We start from the raw sequence: 24,468 nt of genomic DNA, 5'->3' as shown, positions 1-24,468 counted from the left end.
CGGGGATTGAAGGAACAAAGATATACAAGATTTGAACAATTGTAATTGTCCGAAAGTGTTACTTTTTTAATAACCTTATGTGAATTAACAGTTCGTTGTGTTTGTATGATTTTTTTACATCATATTTTCAGGTGGACAATGAAAAGCGCCATGACAACCCTTTTGAGAGCTATTGCCTGTATGCTGCTGGTTTGCAGTCTACAGAGTTTTACCACTGACCGCCATTTTCGGGTAACCGTTACCGTGCCTCCCGGTACAGATTTTAAACAGCTGATTATTAGTTATCATAATGGTACTGAAACTGTCAAGGTAAAGCCCCGGCCTGAAGATAAAGTAATCGTGCTGGAAGGGAATTATAATGCCCGTTATGCCACCATTAATATCTTCTATGAGCAGTCAGGATTGGATACTATGCCTGGTGGCCGTTTCTGGGTAACAGAGCAACCCGCTGCCATTCATTTTGATAATGGGTGGCAACATCCGGTTTTGACCAATGCGAAAGATATCAGTAAGGAGGGAGGTAACGATTATGAAAAGTGGATGGCGCCGGTTATCCGGGAAAAAAATGCATACTGGGAAGCGCATTCCAATGCTATCATGGATATTAATAGCCCTGAACGTAAGGTGTTTTTTCAGAAGATGAAGGCGGTAGAAGATAAACAGCTGGCCTTTGTAATACAGCACAGGAACACCTATTATGCTTTATGGCTGTTTCGAGAAGAACTGATGATAATGGGTAGTGTGGTACCATACGGATATCAGGGTACTACAGTATCGCAGCTGCGGGCTTTCCTGCAGGCTAATTTCCCTGAAAACGCCGAAGATGCTGCTGAAAGGGCGACCATCCTGAAATGGCTGGCAGCCAGGGACATCAGAATAGGTGCGATGGCAAAAGATTTTACTACCCTTGATATTTACGGTGACAAAGTTGCCTTGAAAGATTACCGCGGGAAGTATGTGCTGCTGAATTTCTGGGCATCGTGGTGTACGCCCTGTGTGGCAGAACTGCCGGCAATCAAAAAGATACACAGCAGCTATAGTGCAGATCATCTTGTCGTGATTGGTATTTCAGCAGATAAAGATTCCAGTGCATTTCTGAAGGCAGTGGACCGGTACGGTATCAGCTGGACCAAAATATTCAACAAGCCGGATATCAGCCGGGAATACGCAATACCGGGCCTGCCTTGTCTGTTTCTGATTGATCCTGCCGGAAAAATTATCTATGACCGCGACGAGGAAACACCCGCGCAAACCGATAGCCTGATCCTGTTGCAACAAACACTGCAAAAACTGGCGGCAGATCAATGGGAACAGAAAAGCCAGTAATTTTCAGAACATAAATTTTACCTGATCTTCTTCCCCACTGCTTTGCTATTATCCAGTTTGATAAGATATATCTCCTTCACTTCTCCTTTTTCATCTCTCCCAAACCCGATATTCGCTTCTTCTCCTTCTCTTTCCATGATATAAAAAAGATCTTGTTTGCGGGGGTACAACTCTAATGTCTTTTTGGGAGAATGACCTATCAGATGTCCATCTACAAAAATAATATCTACCCAATTACCAGGCGAGAATTCATAAATGCCGGCATAGGCTCTCAATGCGTGATCGCTCCACTTTACAGGCTGTTCGGGCAAAACATAGGGCTGCTGATAAATGATAGCAAGAATGGACCGGGAAATGGTTTCCAGGTAAGGATCGTCAAAACGATTACCCAATAGGATGATGAACAGATCATCTTCCGGAATACGGACCATTTTAGCCCTGAAGCCCAGCATTCCTCCGGTATGACCAACTCTAAGTTTGTTATATGCTGAATCAATGCTCCAGCCATATCCATACTTTTCTTTAACCGGTGTATAAGCCCTGTTTAACATTGTTTTGCTCACAATGCGTCCGGATTGCAAGCCCTGGTGCCATTTGTACAGATCTTCCACGGTTGAATACATGGCACCTGCGGCAAACAGTTCCGAAGAATCAGTTGCAGGGCTTTCCTTTTGCTCCAGTGCGGACAACGCCATATAGCCTTTGGCTTTGTTGGTATTTTTCAAGCCCGCAAAATCAAAACCACTATTTTGCATATTCAGCGGACCAAAAATCATCTCTCTCACCACCTGCTCATAAGGTCTGTGTGTAACTTTCCTGATAATATAACCGAGTAATGTATATCCTAAATTACTATAGCGGAATGTTTTTCCAGGCATAGCCTCCGGGGGCATCCGCTTTAACTGATCCAGCATTCCCTGTTCACTGGTGGGCATCGCGGCTATGCTGAAAGAACCCATACTTTTTGTAGCATCCTGAATACCTGCTGTATGTGTAAGGAGATGCTCAATGGTAATACTGTCTCCGTTAGGAAAACCAGGATAGAATTTATTCAATTTGTCGGACAGGGACATTTTTTTCTGTTCCACCAGTTTCAAAATAACAGCTGATGTGAACTCTTTTGTAATAGACCCAATCTGGAAAACAGTATTGTTATCATTTAACGCCCCATTTTCGGCATCCCTGACACCATACCCTTTTTCTATTATTATTTTTCCATGGTGGGCCACCAACACAGTGCCACCGAATTTATTCAAATTCACATAGGCTTTCAACAGTGTATCAATTCTTTGCTGTATATCCTGTGCAACCACACTTTGCAGATTTGTAAAGCACACTAAAAAAATAAATATTCTTTTCATGTGGATCCGGACCTTTTTAAGATTTTAAAAATGGGTATCAATCTGGTATTGCCAGAAGAGCCCTGCACAGTGTATATGATGAAGATATTATCCAGCTGTTTACAATTCTCCAATATGGGACGAAACCATGGATAAATGAGATGAATAAGGATTATACGATTTGAATTCCGATGCAACTGGTATTTTGAGCATGAATCTTCGGCGCCGGAATTAATATATTAATTAAAACGTTATTGTGTAATTTTTGTCAGGTGTAAACCGGCGGGCATAGTCTTTGTGCGCTCAGGGCATGCAAACAGATAAAGGGAAACCACTATCGCCGGAGAAGGCCGGCTTTATGCGTGTCCGCGGGGCACGTGAGCATAACCTCAAAAACATAGACCTGGATATCCCACGCGATGCATTGGTGGTATTCACGGGGGTATCCGGCTCCGGTAAGTCATCATTGGCATTTGGAACACTTTATGCCGAAGCCCAGCGGCGTTATCTTGAATCGGTATCACCTTATGCAAGGCGGCTTTTTCACCAGATGTCGGTGCCGGAAGTGGATGAAATCAGCGGACTGCCACCGGCAGTAGCGCTGCAACAACAGCGGGGACTGCCGACCACCCGTTCATCTGTAGGCAGTGTAACTACTTTGTCTAATCTGTTGAGGATGCTATATTCCCGGGCGGGCGAATACCCGGAAGGGCAGCCCCACCTGGAAGCGGAAGCATTCTCCCCCAATACACCATCAGGCGCCTGTCCGCAATGCCACGGGCTGGGAAGAGTATATGAAGTCACAGAACGTTCCCTGGTACCGGATGATACCCTTACCATCCGGGAAAGGGCCATCGCCGCATGGCCTACGGCATGGTATGGCCAGAACCTGCGTGACATCCTCATCACACTCGGTTATGATGTGGACAAACCCTGGAAAGATCTTCCTCAAAAAGACCGGGACTGGATACTGTTTACCGAAGAACAGCCTGTAGCACCGGTATATCCCGGCTTTACGCATGAAGAGGTGAAGCGGGCTATCAAACAAAAGGTAGAACCCTCCTATATGGGCACCTTCTCCGGTGCGCGCCGGTATGTGTTGCACACCTTTGCCAATACAGAAAGCGCTTCCATGAAGAAGCGGGTATCACAATATATGGAAAGCACCGAATGCCCGGTGTGTAAGGGAAAACGCCTGCAACCGGCCTCCCTGTCGGTAACATTCGCCGGTATGGATATTGGGGAGATAGCGCGTTTGCCGCTCTCCAGGCTGGCCGCATTGATGCGCCCTTATGCAGAAGGTAAGGCCGCTCACTCCAAAAAAGAAAAAGCCCATCCGGAGCGGCAAATCGTAACACAGAGAATAGCGGCCGATCTGGTAGGCAGGCTGGAAGTATTGCTGGACCTGGGGCTGGGCTACCTGCTCATCGAACGCAGTACACCTACCTTGTCGCCGGGAGAGTTGCAACGTTTACGTTTAGCCACTCAGGTTAGGTCTAATCTCTTTGGGGTAGTGTATGTGCTGGACGAACCTTCTGCCGGCCTGCATCCCGCTGATACAGAGGCTTTGCTGTTAGCACTGGAAAAACTCAAAGCATCCGGGAACTCTCTGTTTGTGGTAGAACATGATCTGGATGTGATACGTTCTGCCGACTGGATCATAGACGTAGGGCCCGACGCCGGAGAGCACGGCGGCCGTATCCTTTACAGCGGTCCCCCGGATGGACTGGCCGCTGTTGAGATATCCAAAACACGCCGTTTTCTTTTTGCAGAAAAAACAGCCCTACATCGTGAACCCCGCAAAGCCACTGGCTGGCTGCAGCTGGAAGACGTTACCCGCAATAATCTCCACCAGCTGTCGGCTGCTTTCCCGCTGGGATGTATGACTACCGTCACCGGTATCTCTGGCTCCGGCAAATCGAGCCTCGTCAGCCAGGTACTGGTAGAGCTGGTGGCTGCGCAGCTGGGCATGGACCTCAGCTCCGAACCGGAAGAAGGAGAGGCGCTGGAACAGGCCGCCCCGCTCACTTTGGGCGGACGCATCATTACCGGTATGGAACAGGTAAAACGACTGGTACAGGTAGATCAGCAGCCCATCGGCCGTACGCCCCGCTCCAACCTGGCCACCTATACGGGATTGTTTGACCATGTCAGAAAACTGTTTGCCGATACCCCAACAGCCCGCGCCCGCAAATACGATGCTGGCCGCTTCTCCTTCAACGTAGCGAAAGGTCGCTGTGAAACCTGTCAGGGAGAAGGTTTTGTAATGGTAGAACTGTTATTTCTCCCCAGTGTATATGCACCTTGTCCTACCTGTCATGGTGCCCGTTATAATGCACAGACGTTGGAAATAACCTACCGCGATAAAAATATCGCCGAAGTGCTGGAACTTACCGTAGATGCTGCCTGGGCCTTTTTTGAAGACGAGCCTAAGATACACCGTTCGCTGAGTGTGTTGCGCGAAGTAGGGCTGGGTTACCTGCGACTGGGACAACCGGCTACGCAGCTGTCGGGTGGCGAAGCACAACGTATTAAACTGGCCACTGAGTTACAGCGCATGGGACGTGGTGATACCCTCTATGTGCTCGATGAGCCCACTACCGGCCTGCATCCCGCAGATATCGAAAAACTGGTGGTACAGCTGGAAGGGCTGGTGAATGCTGGTAATACCGTGATCGTGGTAGAACATGATATGCGTGTAGTCGCTGCCAGTGATTGGGTGATAGATATCGGTCCTGGTGCGGGAGAAGAAGGTGGTAAAGTAGTGGCCACCGGCACACCGATGGAAATGGCCAGCGCTAAAAACAGCCGTACAGCACCTTACCTGGCGCGATTTCTCCACACATAAATCCGTTAAATTTTTACCGTAAAATTTTGTAATTCGCAGTATATAAAACAGTACACAACAATGAAAAAGACTTTATGGTGGCTGCTGCCGGTGTTGATGGCGTTTCAGGTGTCGGCACAGCAACGGAAGCCCAACGTGATCTTTATCCTGTCCGACGATATGGGTTATGGTGATGCCAGCTGCTACGGCAGTCCGCAGATCCGCACACCTGAGCTGGACCGCCTCGCCAGGGAAGGCTTTCGTAGCACTGGTTTTATGGTGTCTGCTCCTTCCTGCACGCCCAGCAGGGCTTCCCTGCTCACTGGCCGTTACCCCGACAAGGTGAACATGCCATATGCGGTAGCTCCGGGCGATGCACATGCACTGTCCGACAGCATTTTCACCCTTGCCAGAATGTTTAAAGCCAATCATTACCAGACCATGATGATCGGCAAATGGCACCTGGGCGACAAAGCCAATAGCCGCCCGCTGTCGCATGGCTTTGATCATTTCTTTGGTATGTTGTACAGCCACGATTATCAGTCGCCTTTTGTGAATACAGACACTACGCTGGCCGTCTTTTACGATAATAACCGCGTCATCGAAAAACCAGACTACAGTAAGCTGATGGGCTGGTATACAGATAGTGCCCTGGCCTATATCAAACGTGCTTCCCGCAGTCAGCAGCCCTTTTTCCTTTATCTGCCTTTCCCTATGCCACATGCGCCGCTGGCCGTGCCATCAGAATGGAAAGGTAAATCACGGGGAGGGCTATACGGAGATGTGATAGAGCAACAGGATGCCTGCATCGGCAAAATCATCGCCCTGCTGCGGCAGTTGAAACTGGATCAGCAGACCATCGTGATGTTTACCAGTGACAACGGCCCCTGGAATGACATGCCCGACAGAATGTTGCAACGTGATATTGTAAAACCCTGGGACCACGGTTCTACCGGCCCTTTCAGAGGTGGCAAAGCCAATACCTATGAAGGTGGGCACCGCGAACCTTTCATTGCCTGGGCTCCTGGCCGTATTGCCGCCGGCACCGTGGCCGACCAGCCTTTTATCATCAACGATATACTGCCTACACTGGCTGCAGCTACCAGCTACACACAGCCACTGCCGGTCAATGTAGAAGGAGTGAACGTGTGGCAGCATATCATCGGGCGTCAGACTCAGCTGCCGGAAAGACCACTCTTTTATCTGAGCGCTATCGGTAAACTGGAAGCAGTGCGCAAAGGCGACTGGAAACTCCGCATTGCCACTACTGAAAAAGGAAAAACACCGGTGATGGAGTTATATAATCTCCGCATGGATATCAGCGAAAAACATAATGTGGCCACCAAATATCCGGAGATAACCGCTTCGCTGAAACAACTGTTGGATAACTACTGATCACTGTTCTCCGTATGTCTGTATCAGCCGCTCAAAAGCAGCCCTGTCAAGGTATAGGTCAAAGCTGTCCGGATGGATGATACTTTTTTCCCGCAGCTGCTTCAGCGTACGGTTAAAGCTGCGTACAGATACTCCCAGGTAATCGGCCAGGTCTTTTTTGGAAAAAGCGGTCTGTTGCCTGGCGAGTACTGACAATAATTTAAGCATAGTATATTCAGCCGGATATACCTGTTGATACGAAGCCCGCGCTGAAGTCTGTGCCAGCCGGTTTGCCAGTGATTTCATCAGTAGCTGGTTCAGCTCCATGCTATGGCTGATGAGGTGGGTAAAATAATCGGTCATAATGCACCAGGCCGTTACCGGCGTGAGCGCGGTAATAGTCGTCAGATTGCTGGAATGCTGTATCAGTTCCAGTTCTCCCAGCAGTTCCCCTTCTCCCAGAAACTGAATAATAAAATCCTTCCCGTTATCTTCCGTAATATAACATTTGGAAAGCCCCGTCTTTTGTACCAATACATATTTGTTGAGCTGTCCCTGCGTTAGCAGCCGGGTACCGGCGGGATAAGACTGCAGAAAGATTCTGTCTTTTTTTTCGGCTTCCGTAAGAGTGTCTTCAATAAATGATAATATAGCGCGATTGGTATGTATCATAGTGTGTTGGGACAAATGTCCCGTTTTTTCGCAGCTGAAGCTATTAATTTTACGGAAATTTAGAAACTTAATTACGATCACAATGACCGGTATACAAATCATTGCATTTGACGCAGATGATACATTATGGGTGAATGAGCCTTATTTCAGGGAAGTGGAACAGAAATTCTGCGGCCTCCTGGAAGACTATCTACCCCACCATACTGTTGCACAGGAATTGTTTAAAACAGAGATGGACAACCTTTCCCTGTATGGTTATGGGGTGAAAGGATTTATGCTGGCCATGATTGAAACCATCCTGCGGGTAACCAACAACACCGCCAATCCGGTGCTGATAGAAAAAGTGCTGGAATACGGAAAGGAACAGCTTAATAAGGAGATAGAACTGCTGGATGGTGTGAAAGAGGTGCTGGAAGCCCTGAAAGGCAAATACCGCCTGGTAGTGGCTACCAAAGGAGATCTGCTGGACCAGGAAAGAAAACTCAACAAATCCGGCCTCGCGCATTATTTCCATCATATAGAAATCATGAGCGACAAACAGGAAAAAGATTACCGTAAACTGCTTCGTCATCTGGACTGCCAGCCGGAAGCCTTTCTGATGATCGGCAACTCCATCAAATCAGATGTGATGCCGGTACTGGCTATTGGTGCCCATGCCATCCATATTCCATATCATACTGTATGGGCTCATGAAGTGGTGAATGAAGAAGTGAAGGAAGAAAAATTCTATTCTTTTCAAACTATTTCGGACATTCTGCCGAAGCTATTGTCATGAAACAATTATTAGATATTAATACCTGGAAACGGAAAGATCATTTTCATTTTTTTAATCAGTTCGAGGAGCCGTTTTTCGGGGTATGTGTTAATGTAGACTGTACCAAAGCCTACGCTACTGCCAGAGAAAAAGGATATTCCTTTTTCCTGTATTACCTGCATAAAGCCATGGTGGCCATGAATGCGATAGAGCCTTTTCGTTATCGTATTATCGGCGAACAGGTATGGATATACGATAAAATAGATCCTTCTCCTACGATTAACAGACCCGATGGTACTTTTGGATTTGCTTATTTTGAATATCATGCGGATTTTGAAACATTTGAAGCCAAAGCCCGTATTATAACAGAGCAGGTGCAAAACAGCACGGGCCTGGTACCTGCAGTATCCGGCGAAAATGTGGTGCACTGTTCTTCGCTCCCCTGGATCAATTTTACAGCGCTCTCTCATGCGCGTAGTTTTTCCTTTAAAGACAGTTGTCCTAAAGTCTCCTTCGGAAAAATGACTAATGCAGATGGTATCAGCACCATGCCGGTATCGCTGCATGTACATCATGCACTGATGGACGGTTACCATGCAGGACAGTTTTTTGAATACTTCCAGCAACAGCTGGATAGTTGATTATCCGGAGCCGGGAAGTTATTCTTCCGGCTCCAGGTAGTTGCTTACTTCTATCAGGTTTTGGTCCGGGTCGCGGAAATAGATGGAAATAATAGGTCCGTTGGCTCCGGTGCGCCTCACTTCAGATTCCAGCAGGGTGATATTTTTGCGAAGTAGTTCTTCTTTGACTTCGCGTATAGGCGTTTCTGTTATAAAACACAGGTCTGCAGAACCCGGCAACGGATGTGCTGCTTTGGGCTCAAATTCTTTCCCTTGCTGATGAAGATTGATCTTCTGCTGTCCGAATTTCAACGCTTTTCTTCCGTCTCCGAAAGTCTGTATCTCCATGCCCAGCACGTCGTAGTAAAACAAACAAGTGATGTCGATATTGGCTACGGTGAGCACGAGGTGGTCCAGTCTGTTTATTTTCATAAGCGATGATTGTATGGATTATTGCCAGCCGCCGCCCAGCGCGCGATAGAGGTTAACGATGGCCTGCAGCTGTTGCAGCCGGTCGTTTACCTGTCCCAGCTGTGCGGTCAGCAGGTTTTGTTGAGCGTTTAGTACTTCCGTATAATTGGCGGAGCTGTACCTTACCAGTTGCTGCGTGTAAGATACAGACTTCTCCAGATTGTCCAGCTGGTTGTCGCGGTCATCGGTTTTGTCGAGGGCCGTCTGATAGGAGAACAGCGCATCCGACACTTCCTGGCCTGCCGTAAGCAGAATGCCCTGAAAATTGTACAGCGCCTGTTGTTGCTGCGCCTGCGCACTTTTCAACCGGGCACGATTGATTCCCTGGTTGTAGATAGGTTGTGCCAAACCGGCTACGATATTGCCGACCATGGAACCCGGTTCAAACAGCTGTCCTAACGAAGATCCTGTAAATCCGCCGGAGGCGGTGATGGTAAGGGTGGGATAGAAGTAAGTACGTGCCACATTAGTGAGTTCAAAAAAATACCGGAAGTTATATTCAGCGGCCTGTACATCGGGCCGGTTGGCCAGCAGCTGTGAAGGTACACCTGTTTTCAGCAGGGTAATAGGTTGCTGGTCTGCCAGTTTGCTTCGCGGAATGGTATCGGGCGCCTGGCCCAGCAGGATGCTGAGTGCATTTTCTGTTTCTCTGATACGCAGGCGCAGATCGTGGGTGGCCACGGCTGCGGCATACTGACTGGCAGCACTTTGTACGACCGCAGCACCTGTAACGATGTTGGACGCTTTCAGCGCTTTCATCACATTAACGGTGGCTTTCCAGCTTTCTACGGTTTGCTGGGTAATGACCAGTTGCTGGTCCAATGCCAGGAGCTGATAGTAAAAATTGGCGATATTGGCTACCAGATTGGTTTGTACGGCCCTTGCCGCTGCCTGTCCCTGTAAGAGGTTGGCCAGATTGGCCCGTTGACTGCTCCGTAGTTGTCCCCAGATATCTGCTTCCCAGGTGGTGTTCAGCCCCAGTTGATAAGGGTGACTGTTGCTGGTGCTTCCGCTGGTTGTTTTGTTCCCGCTGACCGAAGCGCTGGCACCCAGCGTGGGAAAATACGCCTGCCGGCTTTGTTCATAAGTGGCTTCGGCCTGTGTGATCCTTGCATAGGCTGTTTTAAGGTCCAGGTTTTGTTGAATACCGGTGCTGATCAGCTTCTGGAGCAGGGTATCGGTGAATATTTCCCGCCAGTGCAGGGTGGCCAGTGTAGCCGTGTCCGTTAGCGGCTGGTTGCGGAATAAACCGTTGGTGCTGGCATCAGGTGCTTTATAAGGACGTGTTACTGAGCAGGCCGTGATCAGCATCAGGCCTGTCAGCAAACACATATAAAAATTCAATTTGTGATTCATGCTGTAAGCATTTAATTCTGTTGGTGAAAATCAGCGGTATTACTCGTCATCATCATCGTCTGCTTTGGGTGGTCCGCTGACTTTTTCCTGTAATGTTTGAAAAAGGATAAAGAGGATGGGTGTGATGAACACGCCGAATATGGTACCGATCAACATTCCTCCAACAGCGCCGGTGCCGATGGAACGGTTGCCGTTGGCGCCTGCACCGGTAGCAATCATCAATGGCACCAGTCCCAGGGTGAAGGCGAAAGAAGTCATCAGGATGGGCCTTAACCTGGCGTTGGCACCTTCCAGGGCTGCCTGCAGAATGTCCATGCCCCGCCGGCGCCTTTCCAGTGCGAATTCCACAATGAGGATGGCATTTTTGGCCAGCAGACCAATGAGCATAATGAGCGTGATCTGTACGTAAATATTATTGTTGATGCCCAGGATGCCGGTAAAGATAAAAGCGCCTGCCAGTCCTATCGGCAGGGTGAGCAGGATAGACAACGGCAGTATATAACTCTCATATTGGGCGCATAACAGAAAGTATACGAAGATGAGACAAAGCAGGAAGATGAAACCTGTTTGTCCGCCTGCGGATATTTCCTGCCTTGATAGTCCGGAGAACTCATACCCATAGCCGGGAGGCAGCACCTGTGCGGCCACTTCACGGATAGCGGTGATAGCGCTGCCGGAACTGTATCCCGGCTTGGGTGTTCCGCTGATGGCGATAGACGTAAAAAGATTGAACCGCGAAATGGTCTGCGGGCCGTAGGTAGGCTGCAGTGTGGCAAAAGCGGTGATAGGTGCCATTGTGCCGGCAGGGCTGCGTACATATACGGAGTTCAGGTTTTCCGGCTTGGCGCGATAGTTGGGCTCCGCCTGTATCATCACCCTGAACTGCTGCCCGAACTGGTTGAAGTTGGACGCATAGATACCACCAAAATAACCCTGCATCACATTCAGTATCTGATCTACCTGGAACCCTGCATCTTTAGCCTTGGCCACATCAACGTTGAACATATACTGTGGATATCCCGGATCAAAAGGCGTGGAGGCAAACTGTATCTCCGGCCTTGCATTGAGCGCGTTAAGGAAGTCAGTACATACTTTGTTGAACTCCACGATATTGCCTCCGGTCTTATCCTGCAACTGCAGGGAGAAACCACCTACCGACCCAAAGCCCTGGATGGTGGGCGGGGCGAAGAAATTAATTTTGGCTTCGGTGATGCCGGCTGTTTTTTGAAACAGCTCATCGATGATGGCTTGTATGCTGCGTTTACGCTGGTTCCACAGCACCAGCCGCATGGTTACCTTGCCATAGTTGCTGCCGGAGCCGCCGGTGGCGCCCGAACCGGTGATGGCCACTACATTATTGATTTCAGGGATGGTTTTGGCGATGTTTTCCAGTTGCCGGTTTACTGCAGCAGTACGTTCGAGCGATGCTGCTGCGGGCAGGGTCACATCGGCTGTGATCACGCCCAGGTCTTCATTAGGGACAAAGGCGGTGGAAGTGGTCTTCAGCAGTATGCCCAGCACCGCGGTGAAAAACAGGAGTGCCAGGAATGGTATCCATTTTTTGCGGGCCAGGAAAGCTACAGACGACCGGTACCGGCGCGTCATAGTATCAAACGAAGTATTGAACGCAGTATAAAATCGTTGCAGCCAGCTGTGGTGTTGTGTTTTGGCATGTGGCTTCAGAAAGAGGGCGCACAACGCAGGGCTGAGTGTCAGCGCGTTGACGGCAGAAAGGATAATGGCGATGGCCAGTGTGAGGCCAAACTGTTTGTAAAACACGCCGGCAGAACCACTGATAAAACTCACCGGCACAAATACGGCGGCCATCACCAGCGTGATGGAAACGATAGCGCCGGATATCTCGTCCATGGCGTCAATACTGGCTTTGCGGGCAGAAGTATAACCCTGGTCTATTTTGGCATGTACCGCTTCCACCACCACAATAGCATCATCTACCACAATTCCGATGGCCAGTATCAGGGCAAAGAGTGTCAGCAGGTTGATGGTAAACCCGAAGAGATTGAGGAAGAAGAAGGTGCCTACAATAGCCACAGGCACTGCAATGGCGGGGATGAGGGTAGACCGGAGGTCCTGTAAAAATACAAACACTACAAAAAACACCAGGATAAAAGCTTCCACGAGGGTATGTAATACCTTGTCGATAGAGGCATTCAGAAAATCGTTGGCGTTGGAGAGCACTACGTATTTCACACCGGGCGGGAAGGATTTGGCAGCATTTTTTACTACGGCCAGTGCCTGATTGATGATATCGCTGGCGTTGGACCCAGCGGCCTGCATAACTGTGATGGACACAGCAGGGAGGCCGTTGGTACGGGTGCCGGTAGCATAACTTTGTGCGCCCAGCTCCAGGCGGGCCACATCTTTCAGCCGCAGTACATGTTCTTTCGTGCCTACCGAGCGGATAATGATATTTCCGAATTCAGTGGTATCTGCGAGTGTGCCTTTGTATTTGATGATGTACTGGAAAGATTGTTTGCCTTGTTCTCCAAACTGGCCGGGGGCGGCCTGCAGGTTCTGTTCTGCGAGGGCGGCGGTGATATCGGCGGGCACGAGGCCGTAGGAGGCCATCACGTCGGGCTTCAGCCAGATACGCATGGCATAGTCCATGGTGCCGGCAGCGATGGCGTCGCCTACGCCGGAGATACGTTTTATTTCCGGCACCAGGTTGATGTCTGCATAGTTTTGCAGAAAGGTCTGGTCGTAAACCGGATTATCGCTGTAAATAGAGAAGACGAGCAGGTCGCTGGGTTGCCGCTTTCTAACGGTGATGCCTGAACGCACTACTTCCTGTGGCAGCTGGCTGGTGGCACGGCTTACGAGGTTCTGGGTGTTCACGGCATCGATATCCGGATTGGTACCGGTTTTAAATACTACCTGTATGGACGCGGAACCGTCGTTGCCGGAGGTGGAGGTCATATAGTCCATGTCCTGTACGCCGTTGATCATCTGTTCGAGGGGTGTTACCACACTTTTAAGTACTACATCAGCGTTGGCACCGGTGTAGTTGGCGGACACCTGAATTGTTGGCGGCGCTATTTCCGGGTATTGTGATACCGGCAGTGCTGCAATGCCCAGTATTCCCAACGTAACGATGATGATGGAGATGACCGTTGACAGAACAGGACGTTTTATAAATCGCTTTAGCATAAATCCTGATTTAAATAATTATTGCCTGTACACACTATCTGCACTAACACTTCTGGTTTTGACAGGCATGCCGTCACGCAGGCTGATGGTACCCTCTACCAGCACCTGGTCGCCGGTTTTGAGCCCGTCTTCCACTACGTAGTTGTTGCCCGAAGTACCGGCATTCACGCTCACCGGAACGGATTTGGCTTTGAGCGTATCATGGACGGAATGGTCTATCACGTATACAAACAGTTTGCCTTGTACCTGATAGGTGGCGCTTTGTGGTATCAGCAGGGCACTGTCGCGGGTGTAAGGCATCCTGACGATGGCGCTGTTACCACTGCGCAGCAGGCCGCCGGGATTGGAGAAGGTAGCACGCAGAGTCACGGAACCGGTTTGCTGGTTCACAAGGCCGCCGATGGTTTCTATATCACCCGACTGCGCGAAGGTGGCGCCATTGGGGAGTAACAGCTTTACCGGCGGCAATGTCTTCAGTTTTTCCTGTACGGTATTGCCTTTGGCATGTGCAAAGAAATTGAGCGATTCTTTTTCGTTGATGGAGAAGTAAGCGTAAATTTTTGTGATGTTGGAGACGGTGGTGAGTGGTTGTGCGGTGGTGCTGCTCACAAGGCTGCCTATTTTAAACGGCACCGCGCCGATGACGCCGTCAGCGGGACTGTAGATGGTGGTGTAGCTGAGGTTCACCCGGGCATTGACCAGATTGGCCTTTGCTTGTGCGAGGGCGGCCTTTTTGGCTTCGAGGGTGTAGCGGGCGGATTCGAGGCCGTAGGGACTGATGATGTCCTGGTCTACCAGCGGCTTTACCTTGTTGACTTCCATCTGCGCTGCATTAACGTCTGCTTCTGCTATTTTGATATTGGCTTCTGCTGTACGGACGTTCTGTTCGTATTGCGGCGCACTGATACGGAAGAGCAGCTGTCCCTTTTTTACTTCGGAGCCTTCGTCTACATACATGTCCTGCATATAGCCGTCTATTTTAGGCCGTATTTCTATGTTCTGTTGTCCCTGGATGGTAGCGGGGAAATCTGTGTTGATAGTAGCGGTAATGGGGCGGAGGGTGATGTTGGCATATACTTTTGCCTGATTGTCGCGGCTGCGGCCCTTTTTGGAAGGGTTGCCCGAACAGGCGGTCAACAGCAAGGCCAGGCTGAATATCAGTGCCGGAGAGCAGTCACGGTGTGATGCGTACATATGCTTGTATTGAATGAACGGATAATGATTGGATCGGTGTGCCGCGCTACAGGTCTGAAACCATGTTGCTACGACAGGCTAACAGTAAATACACAGCGCAATACAATATGTTCATCACACCGGCAGGAAAGCGGTATGCTGTTTTTTCTGTAGAAGAGAAAACCAGTGTCTGATGAGTGGAAGCGCTGTTTTATGCGATGGGAGGTGCCCGCAGTGGAAGGAGCAGCAGGCCAGGCATCGCGTAGCAGACCACAGTGATGGCGCCGGTCTTTTTTTCACGAGGAGTGGTGTGTAGTGCCGGAACGGCTGCAGCCTCTGGTGGCAGTGCCAGGGGAACTATCTTCTCGGAAAAACACTGCAGTTTACAGCGGTAATACACTGATTTAACTTTGGTATCTACCTGCTGGGAAGTGGTAATGACCGTTTTTTTGCTGAACCAGGTGGCATAACGTTCTATCGCCCTTCCCTGGAGGGCAAAGAACATGATGACGATAAACGTTGTGTTTAATATGTTGGTCAGCTTGTTGGGCACGGTGTAAAGGTAGTGGGAAAAACTGAAGCAAATCTGAATAACAATAAATACTGTCAGTAGCCTGCCATTCCGCTGTTTTTCAATAATGAAGAAAAATTTCAATCGATTGCTTATTTTAACAGAAGATTCCCTTCGTTATGAAAAACACGTATACACTGATATTGACAGGTATGTTGATGGTGGCTGCTTCCATGGATGCGTTGGCTTCCCCGTTTTTTAAGAGACAAGGCCCTGGCCGCAGTCCTGTATCTTCTATGGATACGTTGGCTTCCTCATCGCCAATAAGCCAGGGGCCTGGCCCTAAGCTGACAGCAGCTCCTGTATCTCCTCATATCGCCGGTATCAGCGGTGATACTATCCGGGTGGTAAACGGTATTACCCGCTCTTTCACGGTCGATAGCCAGGAAGATGAGGGACTGGTGCTTATACGCCCTACCGTGGCCGATCTGCTCGCAGAAGTACAAGCGGCCAGCCCTGACCATATCAGCTGCCAGATAAACACTGCCGATGGTATCCTGAAAACAGCCGGCACTATCACTGCGGGCGACCACCTGACCGCCACTAACGCCAACGGGAGTACGATATATCTCTTATGGCCGGAAAACAGGGCACTGACAGGTCAGCTGCAGCTACTGCAACCCACGATCACCGCCGGAACCAGCAAAGATCTGATCCTTCAATACACCGCCGGACAAAGAACGCCGGATGCTACCATCAGCATTTATTTCCCTGCCGGTATCCGGATAACGCCGGATAATACAACCGTCAACGTGATTGGCAGAGGAGCCGTGTTGCTGAAGGGTCTGGACAAACAATCCATTGGCCGTACCGGCACCCGCTATTCCTATTCCAAAGTGGGAACTGTGGATATTCAGTCTGCGGCCGACGGAGGCAGTATAGTCATTTTCCGCCACCTGGACCTGCGCCCGGCCAACGGCCCTGATCTGGTCCTGAAAGTCCGTAATGTAGTATTGACAGCAACAGGACAGTATCCCTTTAAAGCAATGTATACGACAGCAGCACCTGCTGTGCTGACAAGTTCCGGCACCGGCACAGAAACAGCCCTGCTGCATGTAGTGCATACCATCACCGACTTTGAACGGATCATTGTAAACGATCAACCTTTTCATGCCCTGGAAAAGGCTACCCAGGCCCGTTTCCGCTGGACCACTACCATAGCCGCTGATGTAAAGTTACAGCAGTCACCGGACAGCGGTAAAACCTGGACACGTGCCAATGCCCGCGTGGATGCAGCCAGGGGCACTGCTGTGGTAACAGGACTGCAGCCCGGCAAATTATACCAGTTCAGGCTTTCCAGCAAAGAAGGTCTTTCCAATATCGCTTCCCATTACAGCGGCAGGCTGGATGTACAACATTTTGGCATCAATGGTGATGAGGAAACCGATCATACTGACCGGATCAACGCTGCCATCCGTTATCTGCATGACATCGGCGGTGGTACCCTATTCTTTGGCAAAGGCATCTACAACGTACGCACGGTACACCTGCAAAGTAACGTGTACCTGTATGTGGACAAAGGTGCTGTTATCCGCGCCATCAAAGGGGCCGATGCACCGGAAGCCACCTGGTTCTCCGATAAGGCCTATCGTGCCGGCCTTTCACCAACAGATCCGGGCCCTTATCTCGATCCGGAAAACTATCTCACCAAACAGGATGTAGGGCATCATTATTTTCACAACGCCATGTTCTTCGGGGAAAGGCTGGACAACATCAAAATCATCGGCAATGGCCTCATCACCGGTAATGGTAATCTGGTGACCAGCGACAAGGTCATGAACAATCCTCCCGACAAACGCGCCGATAAAATGTTTTCACTGAAGTTGTGTACCAATGTGGAAATCGGCGGCATCGCCCGTGATAATGATCTGTGGTATGATCCGGAAAAAGATGCACCCTACTACACTGGTAAAGACGGATCGAAAATAACAGATGACAGTAATATGTTGCAGATAGACCGCGCCGGTCACTTCGTACTGCTGGCCACCGGTACAGACAACATCTTTGTGCATGATACCTACTTCGGCAAAGACAATCAGAGTAATGTCCGTGATATCTACGACTTTATGGCCTGTAATCAGGTGACCGTCCGTAATATCTATTCCAGGGTCAGTTCCGATGATATCATCAAGCCGGGATCTGATTGTTCACTGGGCTTTACACGTCCTGCACGTCATTACCGCGTGCGTAATGTAATCGGTGATACCAACTGCAACCTGTTCCAGATTGGTTCAGAAACTGCCGATGATATCATGGATATCTGTGTGGACAATATTTATGTGCTGGGTGCCAACAAAGCAGGTTTCTCCATCTCTACCAATGACGGTGCATATGTAAAGGATATCCATCTCAACTGTGGTCATACCGGTCCGGTAAATCAACGTTCCAAAATGTTCCGTACCACTGCTCCTTTCTTTATTTCCATCTCCAACAGAGGACGTATCATCGGAGCTACAGCAGGTAAATACACGTTTACAGAAGAAGGCCGGAAAAGAACAGAGCTGCTGGTACAGAATGTGAATATCGGTCAGGTGGAAAACATCCTGATCAATGGTATTGATATCGCGGAAGTATATAGTGGCAGCTCCTTTGGAGGTGATGTTCGCTGGAAGCCTTTTGATGGTTCGCAGAAGCGTGCCACTTCCATTATAGCAGGATATCAGCTGCCGGAACCGGCAGCAGTGGAGGGAGGGCTGAACTTTACCTTGCCTGATGGCCGGCATACCGGGTATATCAGGAACGTGGTGTTTAAGGATGTACATATCACCGATAAAGGCGGCAATCCCTTATCCGACACCAGCCAGCGGCCACCGGAGCTGGGCGTGGGCCAATACAATGTGGGCAACCTTAAAGTGCAGCCGGCTTACGGGCTGTGGGCCCGTCATGTGGAAGGGCTTAGCATTCAGGGAAGTTCCTTCCGCTACGAAAAACGGGACAGCCGTTTTGTATTATATCTCGATGATGTAAAGGGTGCCAGCATTTCCAATATCAAAGTGATAAAAGCAACAGATGCTTTATCAATCATCGGGCAAAACAGGTCTTCCGGCATTCGGCTGAAAAACATTGTCTGCTATCAGGATGAATGGGGCAAATCGCCGGTAACGGGAGCTGTTGGTACCGTGAGCAGCCGATAGTAAACATAGGCACAGAGAAGGGCCGCCGCCGGAAATACGTACAGGCTATATCCATTAAGTGTTACATAAGCCATCGCCAGGCTAAGGGCCATGCCCACCAGATTAAATCCCAGTGGTGTATTGGTCCGCAGGGTTTTGAAATTAATAGCCTGTGTAACTTCCTCCGGTTTGTTGTTGGATGCATGAAAACCCAGTATCGTCAGCCATCCCAGGGTTATGAAATAATAGATGATCATATCCCGGAACTGAACAAGGCTTGTCGATAATGTCAGAAACAACGGAACAGATACGATTATATCTATACTGACCGGAACAATCAGCAGCGACAGATATATCTTGAACATCAACCTTGGATTTCTGGTCATCAGCAAATGTTGATAAGTACGATAGATATGTCCCCAGATATTGTTATGCACATAAGTGAAGATAATCAGGCTACTGCACAACATGTATACAATGTAACCCTTGCCTGGAAAAGGTTCTTTATGTTTATGCTGTGTGCCTATCGCCATCACCATAAACAATGTTTTAAACACCAGGCCCATGATCAACGGAATGATAATCGGTCTGGTTTTGCCGTAAATCCTGATCACATAACTGTAAACACTGGCCGTGCCGGAAGTGCTGTATAGTTTATTATCTCCTGTGTCGGCGGGTTCTTCCTTTACTTTGTTTTGCCATATAATCCATATCAGTAAGGCCAGTGGCAATAGCAGAAAAGATAACGGAGAGGTATACACGATAAGTATACCTGTCAGTATAAAGATGATAAAAGCAATGCCAATATGTTTGCGGGTGTAGAACGCCGTTTGCAGCAACAGACAGAAAACACCTGATGCCGCCAGTACTCCGATGGTGTTGAGTGTATTGAATAAGGTGAATTGCTGGCTTATCAGCGGCATGAGCAACAAGCAGGAGGTTATCAGTGCATAAAACGGCGAGACAAGGTGGTAGCCGGCTGCTATACAGGCCCGCTGTGTAAAACTCAGCGGATCAGCAGGGCGGAATAAGTTTACCTTGTGCTGGTAGGCAGGAAAAAAAAGACAACCAAGCGGGAGTGCAAATATCGCAAGGGTAAACCATGTCAGTTTGGTCTGATTGGGATTCGTTAGTATCAGGCTAATGATAACGGTATTAAAACCCGCCCCCAGTAGTATGGCCAGCCGTGCCATGAGGGTAGCAGGTTTGTCGCATTCACGGATAAAGTTGCCCCAGCGGGCTTTCAGCAGGTAAAGTAACAGTCTCATATTGAGTTCAGGTTAACCAGTTCAGCGAAGCCGTGTTGATGCCGGCAGGATTGATCAGTTCGAGCAATTGTTTGTCGAGTTCTTTGGCACCGCCATTGGTAAAGCTTTCCTTATCACCATCAAACACTACTTTTTTGTCGTGCAGCACACAGATGCGGGTAGCAATTTTATCCACATACAGCAGATCATGAGAGGAGATGATCACCAGTTTGCCAGGAGCTGCTGCAAACTCCTGCAGGAAGCCGGCGAGTTTATGACAGGTCACGGGGTCGAGGTTGGCAAAGGGTTCATCCAGCAATAGTATATCGGGCTTGTGGAGAAGGGCTGCCATGATGTTGAGTTTCATGCGCATGCCGGAAGAATAGCCCTTGATAACTTGGTGAATGTCGGTGGTGTTTTCGAAGAAGAAGAGGGACAGGCTGTTGATTCTTTCTTTGATATCGGCGGGCTTCATTTTGTAGAGCAGTCCACTGAATTCCAGGTACTGGTAGCCAGTGAGCTGCTCTATCAGATAGTCGAACTGACTGACGAGACCGATTTTTTCCTTGATAAGAATTTTGTTGTCATCAAACACCTGGCCTTTAATCAACACCGCTCCCTTGTCCTGGGATATAAGCCGGGCGATGATGTTGATAAGGGTGCTTTTACCGGCACCGTTTTTGCCTAACAGACAACAGATGTCATGGGGTTGAACTGTGAGATGGATGTCGTCCAGTACCAGTTTACGCTGGAAACTTTTCGAGACACCTTGTAATGTGATCATAGGCAGCTTATTTAGCCCCGCCTGCTCTTGTTGCTTTATCGATTGAGAAGACGAGTTTTTTTTCGTTGATATCTTTCAGGGGAACTTCCTGGTCGTTATCAAGGCCGCGGGTGAAGTACACGGTTGTTTTCAGGGTTTCTCCCTTAAGGAACCCTTCGTCAAACACGGCTACACCATAGAGTTCCTTATCTTCCGTGGAGACAGCGCTGATAAGCAGGGTTCCGATATTGTAGAGACCGTTGTTTTTTACAGTAACAACGCCGTTTTTGTAAGTGTAACTGATCCCTTTGATGGTAGCAAGATAATATTGGTTCTGGCTGGTTGGGGCCTTATAAGTCTGACAGCTGGCAGCAAGCGGAGCGGCCGCCAGCAGCAGGGCATAGAATAATCCTTTCTTCATGAATAAGTTAAAAATATATTACAAAAATACATTTTATTTTTATACGGCGATTTGTGTTTAATTTCGTAAAAAATAAGGATGTGATGTTTTCAGTGGAGAATGTTTTCTCAGCAAACCGATATCCCAATGACCTATTCTAGATTATTCCATCCTGCGCTTCTGGTGCGGGGAATTATACATACAGGGACTGCTCAACTGGAAGGAGAAGAGAAGAAACGAGTCAGTATCATCAATACACTTAGTCTGGCTTCCATCGTATTATGTCTGATTTTTGGCACTGCGATTTATTATCTTACCGGCAACATCCGGATATTACTCCCCGCCTACGTTGAAGCCCTGTTGTTTGTAGTGGTGTTATTGTTTAACCACTTCCGGCTGCATAACACAGCAGCTATCCTCACCGCCCTGCTTCACAATACTTCCATCGTTTATTTCAGCATACTGATGGGGATGGTAGCGGAAGTTCATTTACTGTTCTTTTTCCTCGTAGGTGCCGCCCTGACTGTTTTTCAGGGCAAGCCACTGCTGATATCTGTCAGTATCACTATCTCTGTACTATGTCTGATACTGTGTGAGCTGAATTATTATTACAACGTTATACAGCCGCTGGATCTGTCACTTTCCGATCAGTTCCTGATCCGCTGGGTATCCATTCCGGCCATCCTGGTGCTGGATGTGATCACGATTTACATCTATGTGCGCGGGCTGAAACGAAAGAATGTTTTGTTGCAACGGAAAGCGGCAGCCCTGGAAAAAGCAGACAAAGACAGTCGTCGTCAGGCGATGGAAACCTCTCATGAGATGAGGAATCCTTTTAACGCTGTATATGGTATCACGCAGGACCTGCTGATGAAAGTGCAGCAGAGTGATAAATATCCCGAATTAAAATCTTCTGTGGAGCATCTGTATTCCGCTTCCCATAATGTGCTGCAGATTCTTAACAACAATCTTGAGCATCACCGGCTGGAGGAAGGTGTTACCCCTCAACTCGAAACCAGTACTTTTAATTTGCGGGAATGGGCAGCGGAAACCACGAGTATTTACCAGTATATCGCTAATGTACGGGATGTGCAGATTGCGCTGGAGATTGAGCCGGGGATGCCTGCCCTGATTGAAGGGGATAAAATTAAATTAACACAGGTACTTAATAACCTGCTGTTTAACGCTATTAAGTTTACACATGCAGGCAGTACGGTAACGGTGCAGATCAACCAGGCATTGCCTGATTGGCAGCTGCATGTAAAAGACAGCGGAGCTGGTATTCCGGAAGAAAGACTCTCCACTATTTTTTCGCCGTATGTGTCTGAGCAGCATGCTTTTGGCGGTACCGGGCTGGGACTGCCTATTGTGCAGCGTTTTGCGGAACTGATGGGAGGCACGGTATCGGTAGCCAGCAAGCAAGGGGAAGGGTCCGTATTTACCTTGACATTACCGCTGGTGGCCGCAGAAGAAAAGGTGGCGGAGGCGTCTGTATCGAAACAGCTTACCATCCGGTCTTTCAAGGGAGTGAAAGCGCTGGTGATAGATGATAATGAAATGAGCAACATGATATTGTCCAGGTTCCTGGAGCGGATGGAGTGTGAAGTGGTGTCGGCGCTGAGTGGGGAAGAAGGCGTGAAACTGGCGGACAGTCTGCATCCTGACATTATTTTTCTTGACTCCCATATGCCGGACATGAACGGAAAGGATACGCTGGCTGTTCTGCACAGTATGCCGGTGGTCCGCAATGCCATTGTTATCGCGGTTTCCGGCGATGCCGCCGAAACTTCTATTGGTGATTTACTGAAAGCCGGTGCCAATGGTTTCATGACCAAACCGATTGACCTGAAAGCCCTGAACGACCTCATGATAAAATACGAATCACGAATTGCGAACAAAAATGCGAAGTGAGGATTCGCAGCTTCGCCCGCAATTCGTTATTCATGATTGACTGTTTGTTATACCAACATGCCATAACGGCTGGTATCCCTGGTGCTCCAGGAGATATTTCCTTCCATCATATGTTCCAGCATAAGGATATAACGGTCCAGCAGCGCGGCGTCGTGCCGGGAGCTGAGTGAGAGCAACATTTCCGCTGTTTGCAGAAACTGCCGCACTTCGTTGTCATGGATGGCAGCGGCTTCGTGGACAGCGTTTTCCAGTGCCAGCTGTTTTTTGTTTTTGATCATCATCACGAGGTTGAGTTCGTCGCCCTGCTCCAGTTCCTTGGTGTAGGAGAAGAGGTCGTTGGCCCAGCAGATGGTGCGGCTGCAGAGCAGGCCCAGTTCTTTGATGAGGGGATCGTGGTACCAGGCGGAGGGCAGGTGTACGCTTTCCATGATTTCTGCCAGGTCGAGGAAGAAGTTGGCCCCGCCGATGCCCGGGCGGTGCAGCATATAATCTTCCAGAGAGATGCTGTCGGTAGCCGTGACATTTTGCATACGCCAGCTGTTGGACATAAATGCGGCCTGAAGGCTGGTGGTAAAGCGCTCCTGCCAGGTTACAGGGCCTATCTGCTGCATCCGCTGCCAGATGTCCTGCATGGCCAGTAACAGTGGCGGGTCCTGATGTGGAGTGGCCACATATTTCCCTTTGAGGATGCCGATCATGCTGGCCGCCAGTGTTGCAAAACTGGTACCGGGGTCGTTGAGCGTGATACGGTCTATTTCATCATCCCACAAAAAGAGCAGGGTGTTGAAATCCGCCGCAATACAAAGACGGAAGAGGTCGGCATTGGGGAACATACGCGCCACCATCCAGGTGAATTTTTGTTCCTGGTAAAGATGCCACTGGCCGGAGCCATTGTCCAGCCCGAATTTCCGGACCCAGGCAACAGTATGCCTGTCTGCTTTTGTTACCAATGGGTTGAGTTTTCCCGGGAAGGGGCAGTACAGCCCCGGAAGTGTTGTTGTTTCCATAAAACTGAATATTTAATTGTTATAAATGCGGGGATAGGTGCGTACGTTAGGTGCTTGGTTCCTGTACCGGTGGTAAATAGTCTTCACGGATCAATATGCTCACGTTGGCAGTCAAAGGCCGGGATAGTTGGCAGGGCAAAACGGGCGCACCTAAAATTAAGATTGCGCCGCAAAATAGCCGCAGTTATTCCGTTGCAGGTTTTTAAAGGGGGACAGACCGCTGATGGCTGCGGAAGAGGGAATGGCATCGGCCGGTATGGTGGCCTGTGAGTGGTAATATATGCCCGCCAGAGGGTGTAAATGCCCCTTCTTTCCAAGGGTCATTGTACTGTATCACTAACTTTTTTTTGCTGACAGATAGTACTTAATGAGGGG

At 49.1% G+C, this 24,468-nt stretch carries 18 protein-coding genes; 7 read left to right on the top strand and 11 right to left on the bottom strand.

What is annotated here, in order from left to right; translation table 11 throughout:
* Nucleotides 1-150 precede the first annotated feature (150 nt).
* Complete coding sequence (locus KD145_RS11865; protein WP_212006093.1) at nucleotides 151-1,326, top strand: TlpA disulfide reductase family protein; 1,176 nt, start codon at nucleotides 151-153, stop codon at nucleotides 1,324-1,326.
* Nucleotides 1,327-1,343: 17 nt separating this feature from the next.
* On the opposite strand, the gene KD145_RS11860 is transcribed toward KD145_RS11865, so the two are convergent.
* Complete coding sequence (locus KD145_RS11860; protein WP_212006092.1) at nucleotides 1,344-2,687, bottom strand: serine hydrolase; 1,344 nt, start codon at nucleotides 2,685-2,687, stop codon at nucleotides 1,344-1,346.
* A gap of 289 nt (nucleotides 2,688-2,976) precedes the next feature.
* Here KD145_RS11860 and uvrA point away from each other — a divergent pair, with 289 nt between their 5' ends.
* Together uvrA and KD145_RS11850 are read left to right on the top strand one after the other, a co-directional pair.
* Nucleotides 2,977-5,514: an excinuclease ABC subunit UvrA gene (gene uvrA, locus KD145_RS11855; RefSeq protein WP_212006091.1), complete on the top strand. Its 2,538-nt coding sequence runs from the start codon at nucleotides 2,977-2,979 to the stop codon at nucleotides 5,512-5,514.
* Nucleotides 5,515-5,574: 60 nt separating this feature from the next.
* Nucleotides 5,575-6,888, top strand: a complete 1,314-nt coding sequence (locus tag KD145_RS11850; RefSeq protein WP_212006090.1) for a sulfatase-like hydrolase/transferase — start codon at nucleotides 5,575-5,577, stop codon at nucleotides 6,886-6,888.
* Here the strand turns inward: KD145_RS11850 and KD145_RS11845 are convergent, their stop codons facing one another.
* Entirely contained in the window at nucleotides 6,889-7,554 is a 666-nt protein-coding gene (locus KD145_RS11845; RefSeq protein ID WP_212006089.1) for a Crp/Fnr family transcriptional regulator, read from the bottom strand.
* 67 nt (nucleotides 7,555-7,621) lie between these two features.
* Here KD145_RS11845 and KD145_RS11840 point away from each other — a divergent pair, with 67 nt between their 5' ends.
* Both KD145_RS11840 and KD145_RS11835 read left to right on the top strand, forming a co-directional pair.
* A complete protein-coding gene (locus KD145_RS11840; RefSeq protein WP_212006088.1) occupies nucleotides 7,622-8,314 on the top strand; it encodes an HAD family hydrolase in 693 nt (230 codons plus the stop codon).
* A complete protein-coding gene (locus KD145_RS11835; RefSeq protein ID WP_212006087.1) occupies nucleotides 8,311-8,934 on the top strand; it encodes a chloramphenicol acetyltransferase in 624 nt (207 codons plus the stop codon). The genes KD145_RS11840 and KD145_RS11835 overlap by 4 nt, the downstream gene beginning before the upstream one ends.
* Before the next feature lie 18 nt (nucleotides 8,935-8,952).
* Here the strand turns inward: KD145_RS11835 and KD145_RS11830 are convergent, their stop codons facing one another.
* From KD145_RS11830 to KD145_RS11810, 5 genes are all read right to left on the bottom strand, one after another.
* Nucleotides 8,953-9,345: a VOC family protein gene (locus KD145_RS11830; protein ID WP_212006086.1), complete on the bottom strand. Its 393-nt coding sequence runs from the start codon at nucleotides 9,343-9,345 to the stop codon at nucleotides 8,953-8,955.
* Nucleotides 9,346-9,363: 18 nt separating this feature from the next.
* Nucleotides 9,364-10,740, bottom strand: coding sequence for an efflux transporter outer membrane subunit (locus KD145_RS11825; RefSeq protein ID WP_212006085.1), 1,377 nt, complete (start codon nucleotides 10,738-10,740; stop codon nucleotides 9,364-9,366).
* A gap of 39 nt (nucleotides 10,741-10,779) precedes the next feature.
* Nucleotides 10,780-13,908 (bottom strand): efflux RND transporter permease subunit, encoded by a 3,129-nt coding sequence (locus KD145_RS11820; RefSeq protein ID WP_212006084.1) that lies wholly within the window; start codon nucleotides 13,906-13,908, stop codon nucleotides 10,780-10,782.
* 18 nt (nucleotides 13,909-13,926) lie between these two features.
* The gene (locus tag KD145_RS11815; protein WP_212006083.1) at nucleotides 13,927-15,102 is read right to left on the bottom strand and encodes an efflux RND transporter periplasmic adaptor subunit; all 1,176 of its coding nucleotides are present in this window, start codon (nucleotides 15,100-15,102) and stop codon (nucleotides 13,927-13,929) included.
* A 190-nt stretch (nucleotides 15,103-15,292) separates the two neighbouring features.
* Nucleotides 15,293-15,634, bottom strand: a complete 342-nt coding sequence (locus tag KD145_RS11810) for a hypothetical protein (RefSeq protein ID WP_212006082.1) — start codon at nucleotides 15,632-15,634, stop codon at nucleotides 15,293-15,295.
* Between the two features lie 137 nt (nucleotides 15,635-15,771).
* On the opposite strand from KD145_RS11810, the gene KD145_RS11805 reads away from it, so the two are divergent.
* A complete protein-coding gene (locus KD145_RS11805; RefSeq protein ID WP_212006081.1) occupies nucleotides 15,772-18,786 on the top strand; it encodes an endopygalactorunase in 3,015 nt (1,004 codons plus the stop codon).
* Here the strand turns inward: KD145_RS11805 and KD145_RS11800 are convergent.
* Genes KD145_RS11800 through KD145_RS11790 form a run of 3 tightly spaced genes read right to left on the bottom strand, consistent with a single transcriptional unit; the run spans nucleotide 18,726 to nucleotide 21,196 of the window.
* Nucleotides 18,726-20,033, bottom strand: a complete 1,308-nt coding sequence (locus KD145_RS11800) for a hypothetical protein (RefSeq protein ID WP_212006080.1) — start codon at nucleotides 20,031-20,033, stop codon at nucleotides 18,726-18,728. The genes KD145_RS11805 and KD145_RS11800 overlap by 61 nt on opposite strands.
* Before the next feature lie 7 nt (nucleotides 20,034-20,040).
* Entirely contained in the window at nucleotides 20,041-20,796 is a 756-nt protein-coding gene (locus tag KD145_RS11795) for an ABC transporter ATP-binding protein (RefSeq protein ID WP_212006079.1), read from the bottom strand.
* A gap of 7 nt (nucleotides 20,797-20,803) precedes the next feature.
* A complete protein-coding gene (locus KD145_RS11790) occupies nucleotides 20,804-21,196 on the bottom strand; it encodes a hypothetical protein (protein ID WP_212006078.1) in 393 nt (130 codons plus the stop codon).
* Nucleotides 21,197-21,322: 126 nt separating this feature from the next.
* Here KD145_RS11790 and KD145_RS11785 point away from each other — a divergent pair, with 126 nt between their 5' ends.
* A complete protein-coding gene (locus tag KD145_RS11785) occupies nucleotides 21,323-23,086 on the top strand; it encodes an ATP-binding protein (protein WP_212006077.1) in 1,764 nt (587 codons plus the stop codon).
* Nucleotides 23,087-23,133: 47 nt separating this feature from the next.
* Here KD145_RS11785 and KD145_RS11780 read toward each other — a convergent pair whose 3' ends face one another.
* A complete protein-coding gene (locus KD145_RS11780; RefSeq protein WP_212006076.1) occupies nucleotides 23,134-24,093 on the bottom strand; it encodes a hypothetical protein in 960 nt (319 codons plus the stop codon).
* Nucleotides 24,094-24,468: the final 375 nt, after the last annotated feature.

It is taken from the genome of Chitinophaga sp. HK235, from assembly GCF_018255755.1.
Lineage (GTDB): Bacteria > Bacteroidota > Bacteroidia > Chitinophagales > Chitinophagaceae > Chitinophaga.
Note: the sequence above shows the minus strand (reverse complement) of the source record. Positions and strands in the feature narration are given on the sequence as shown.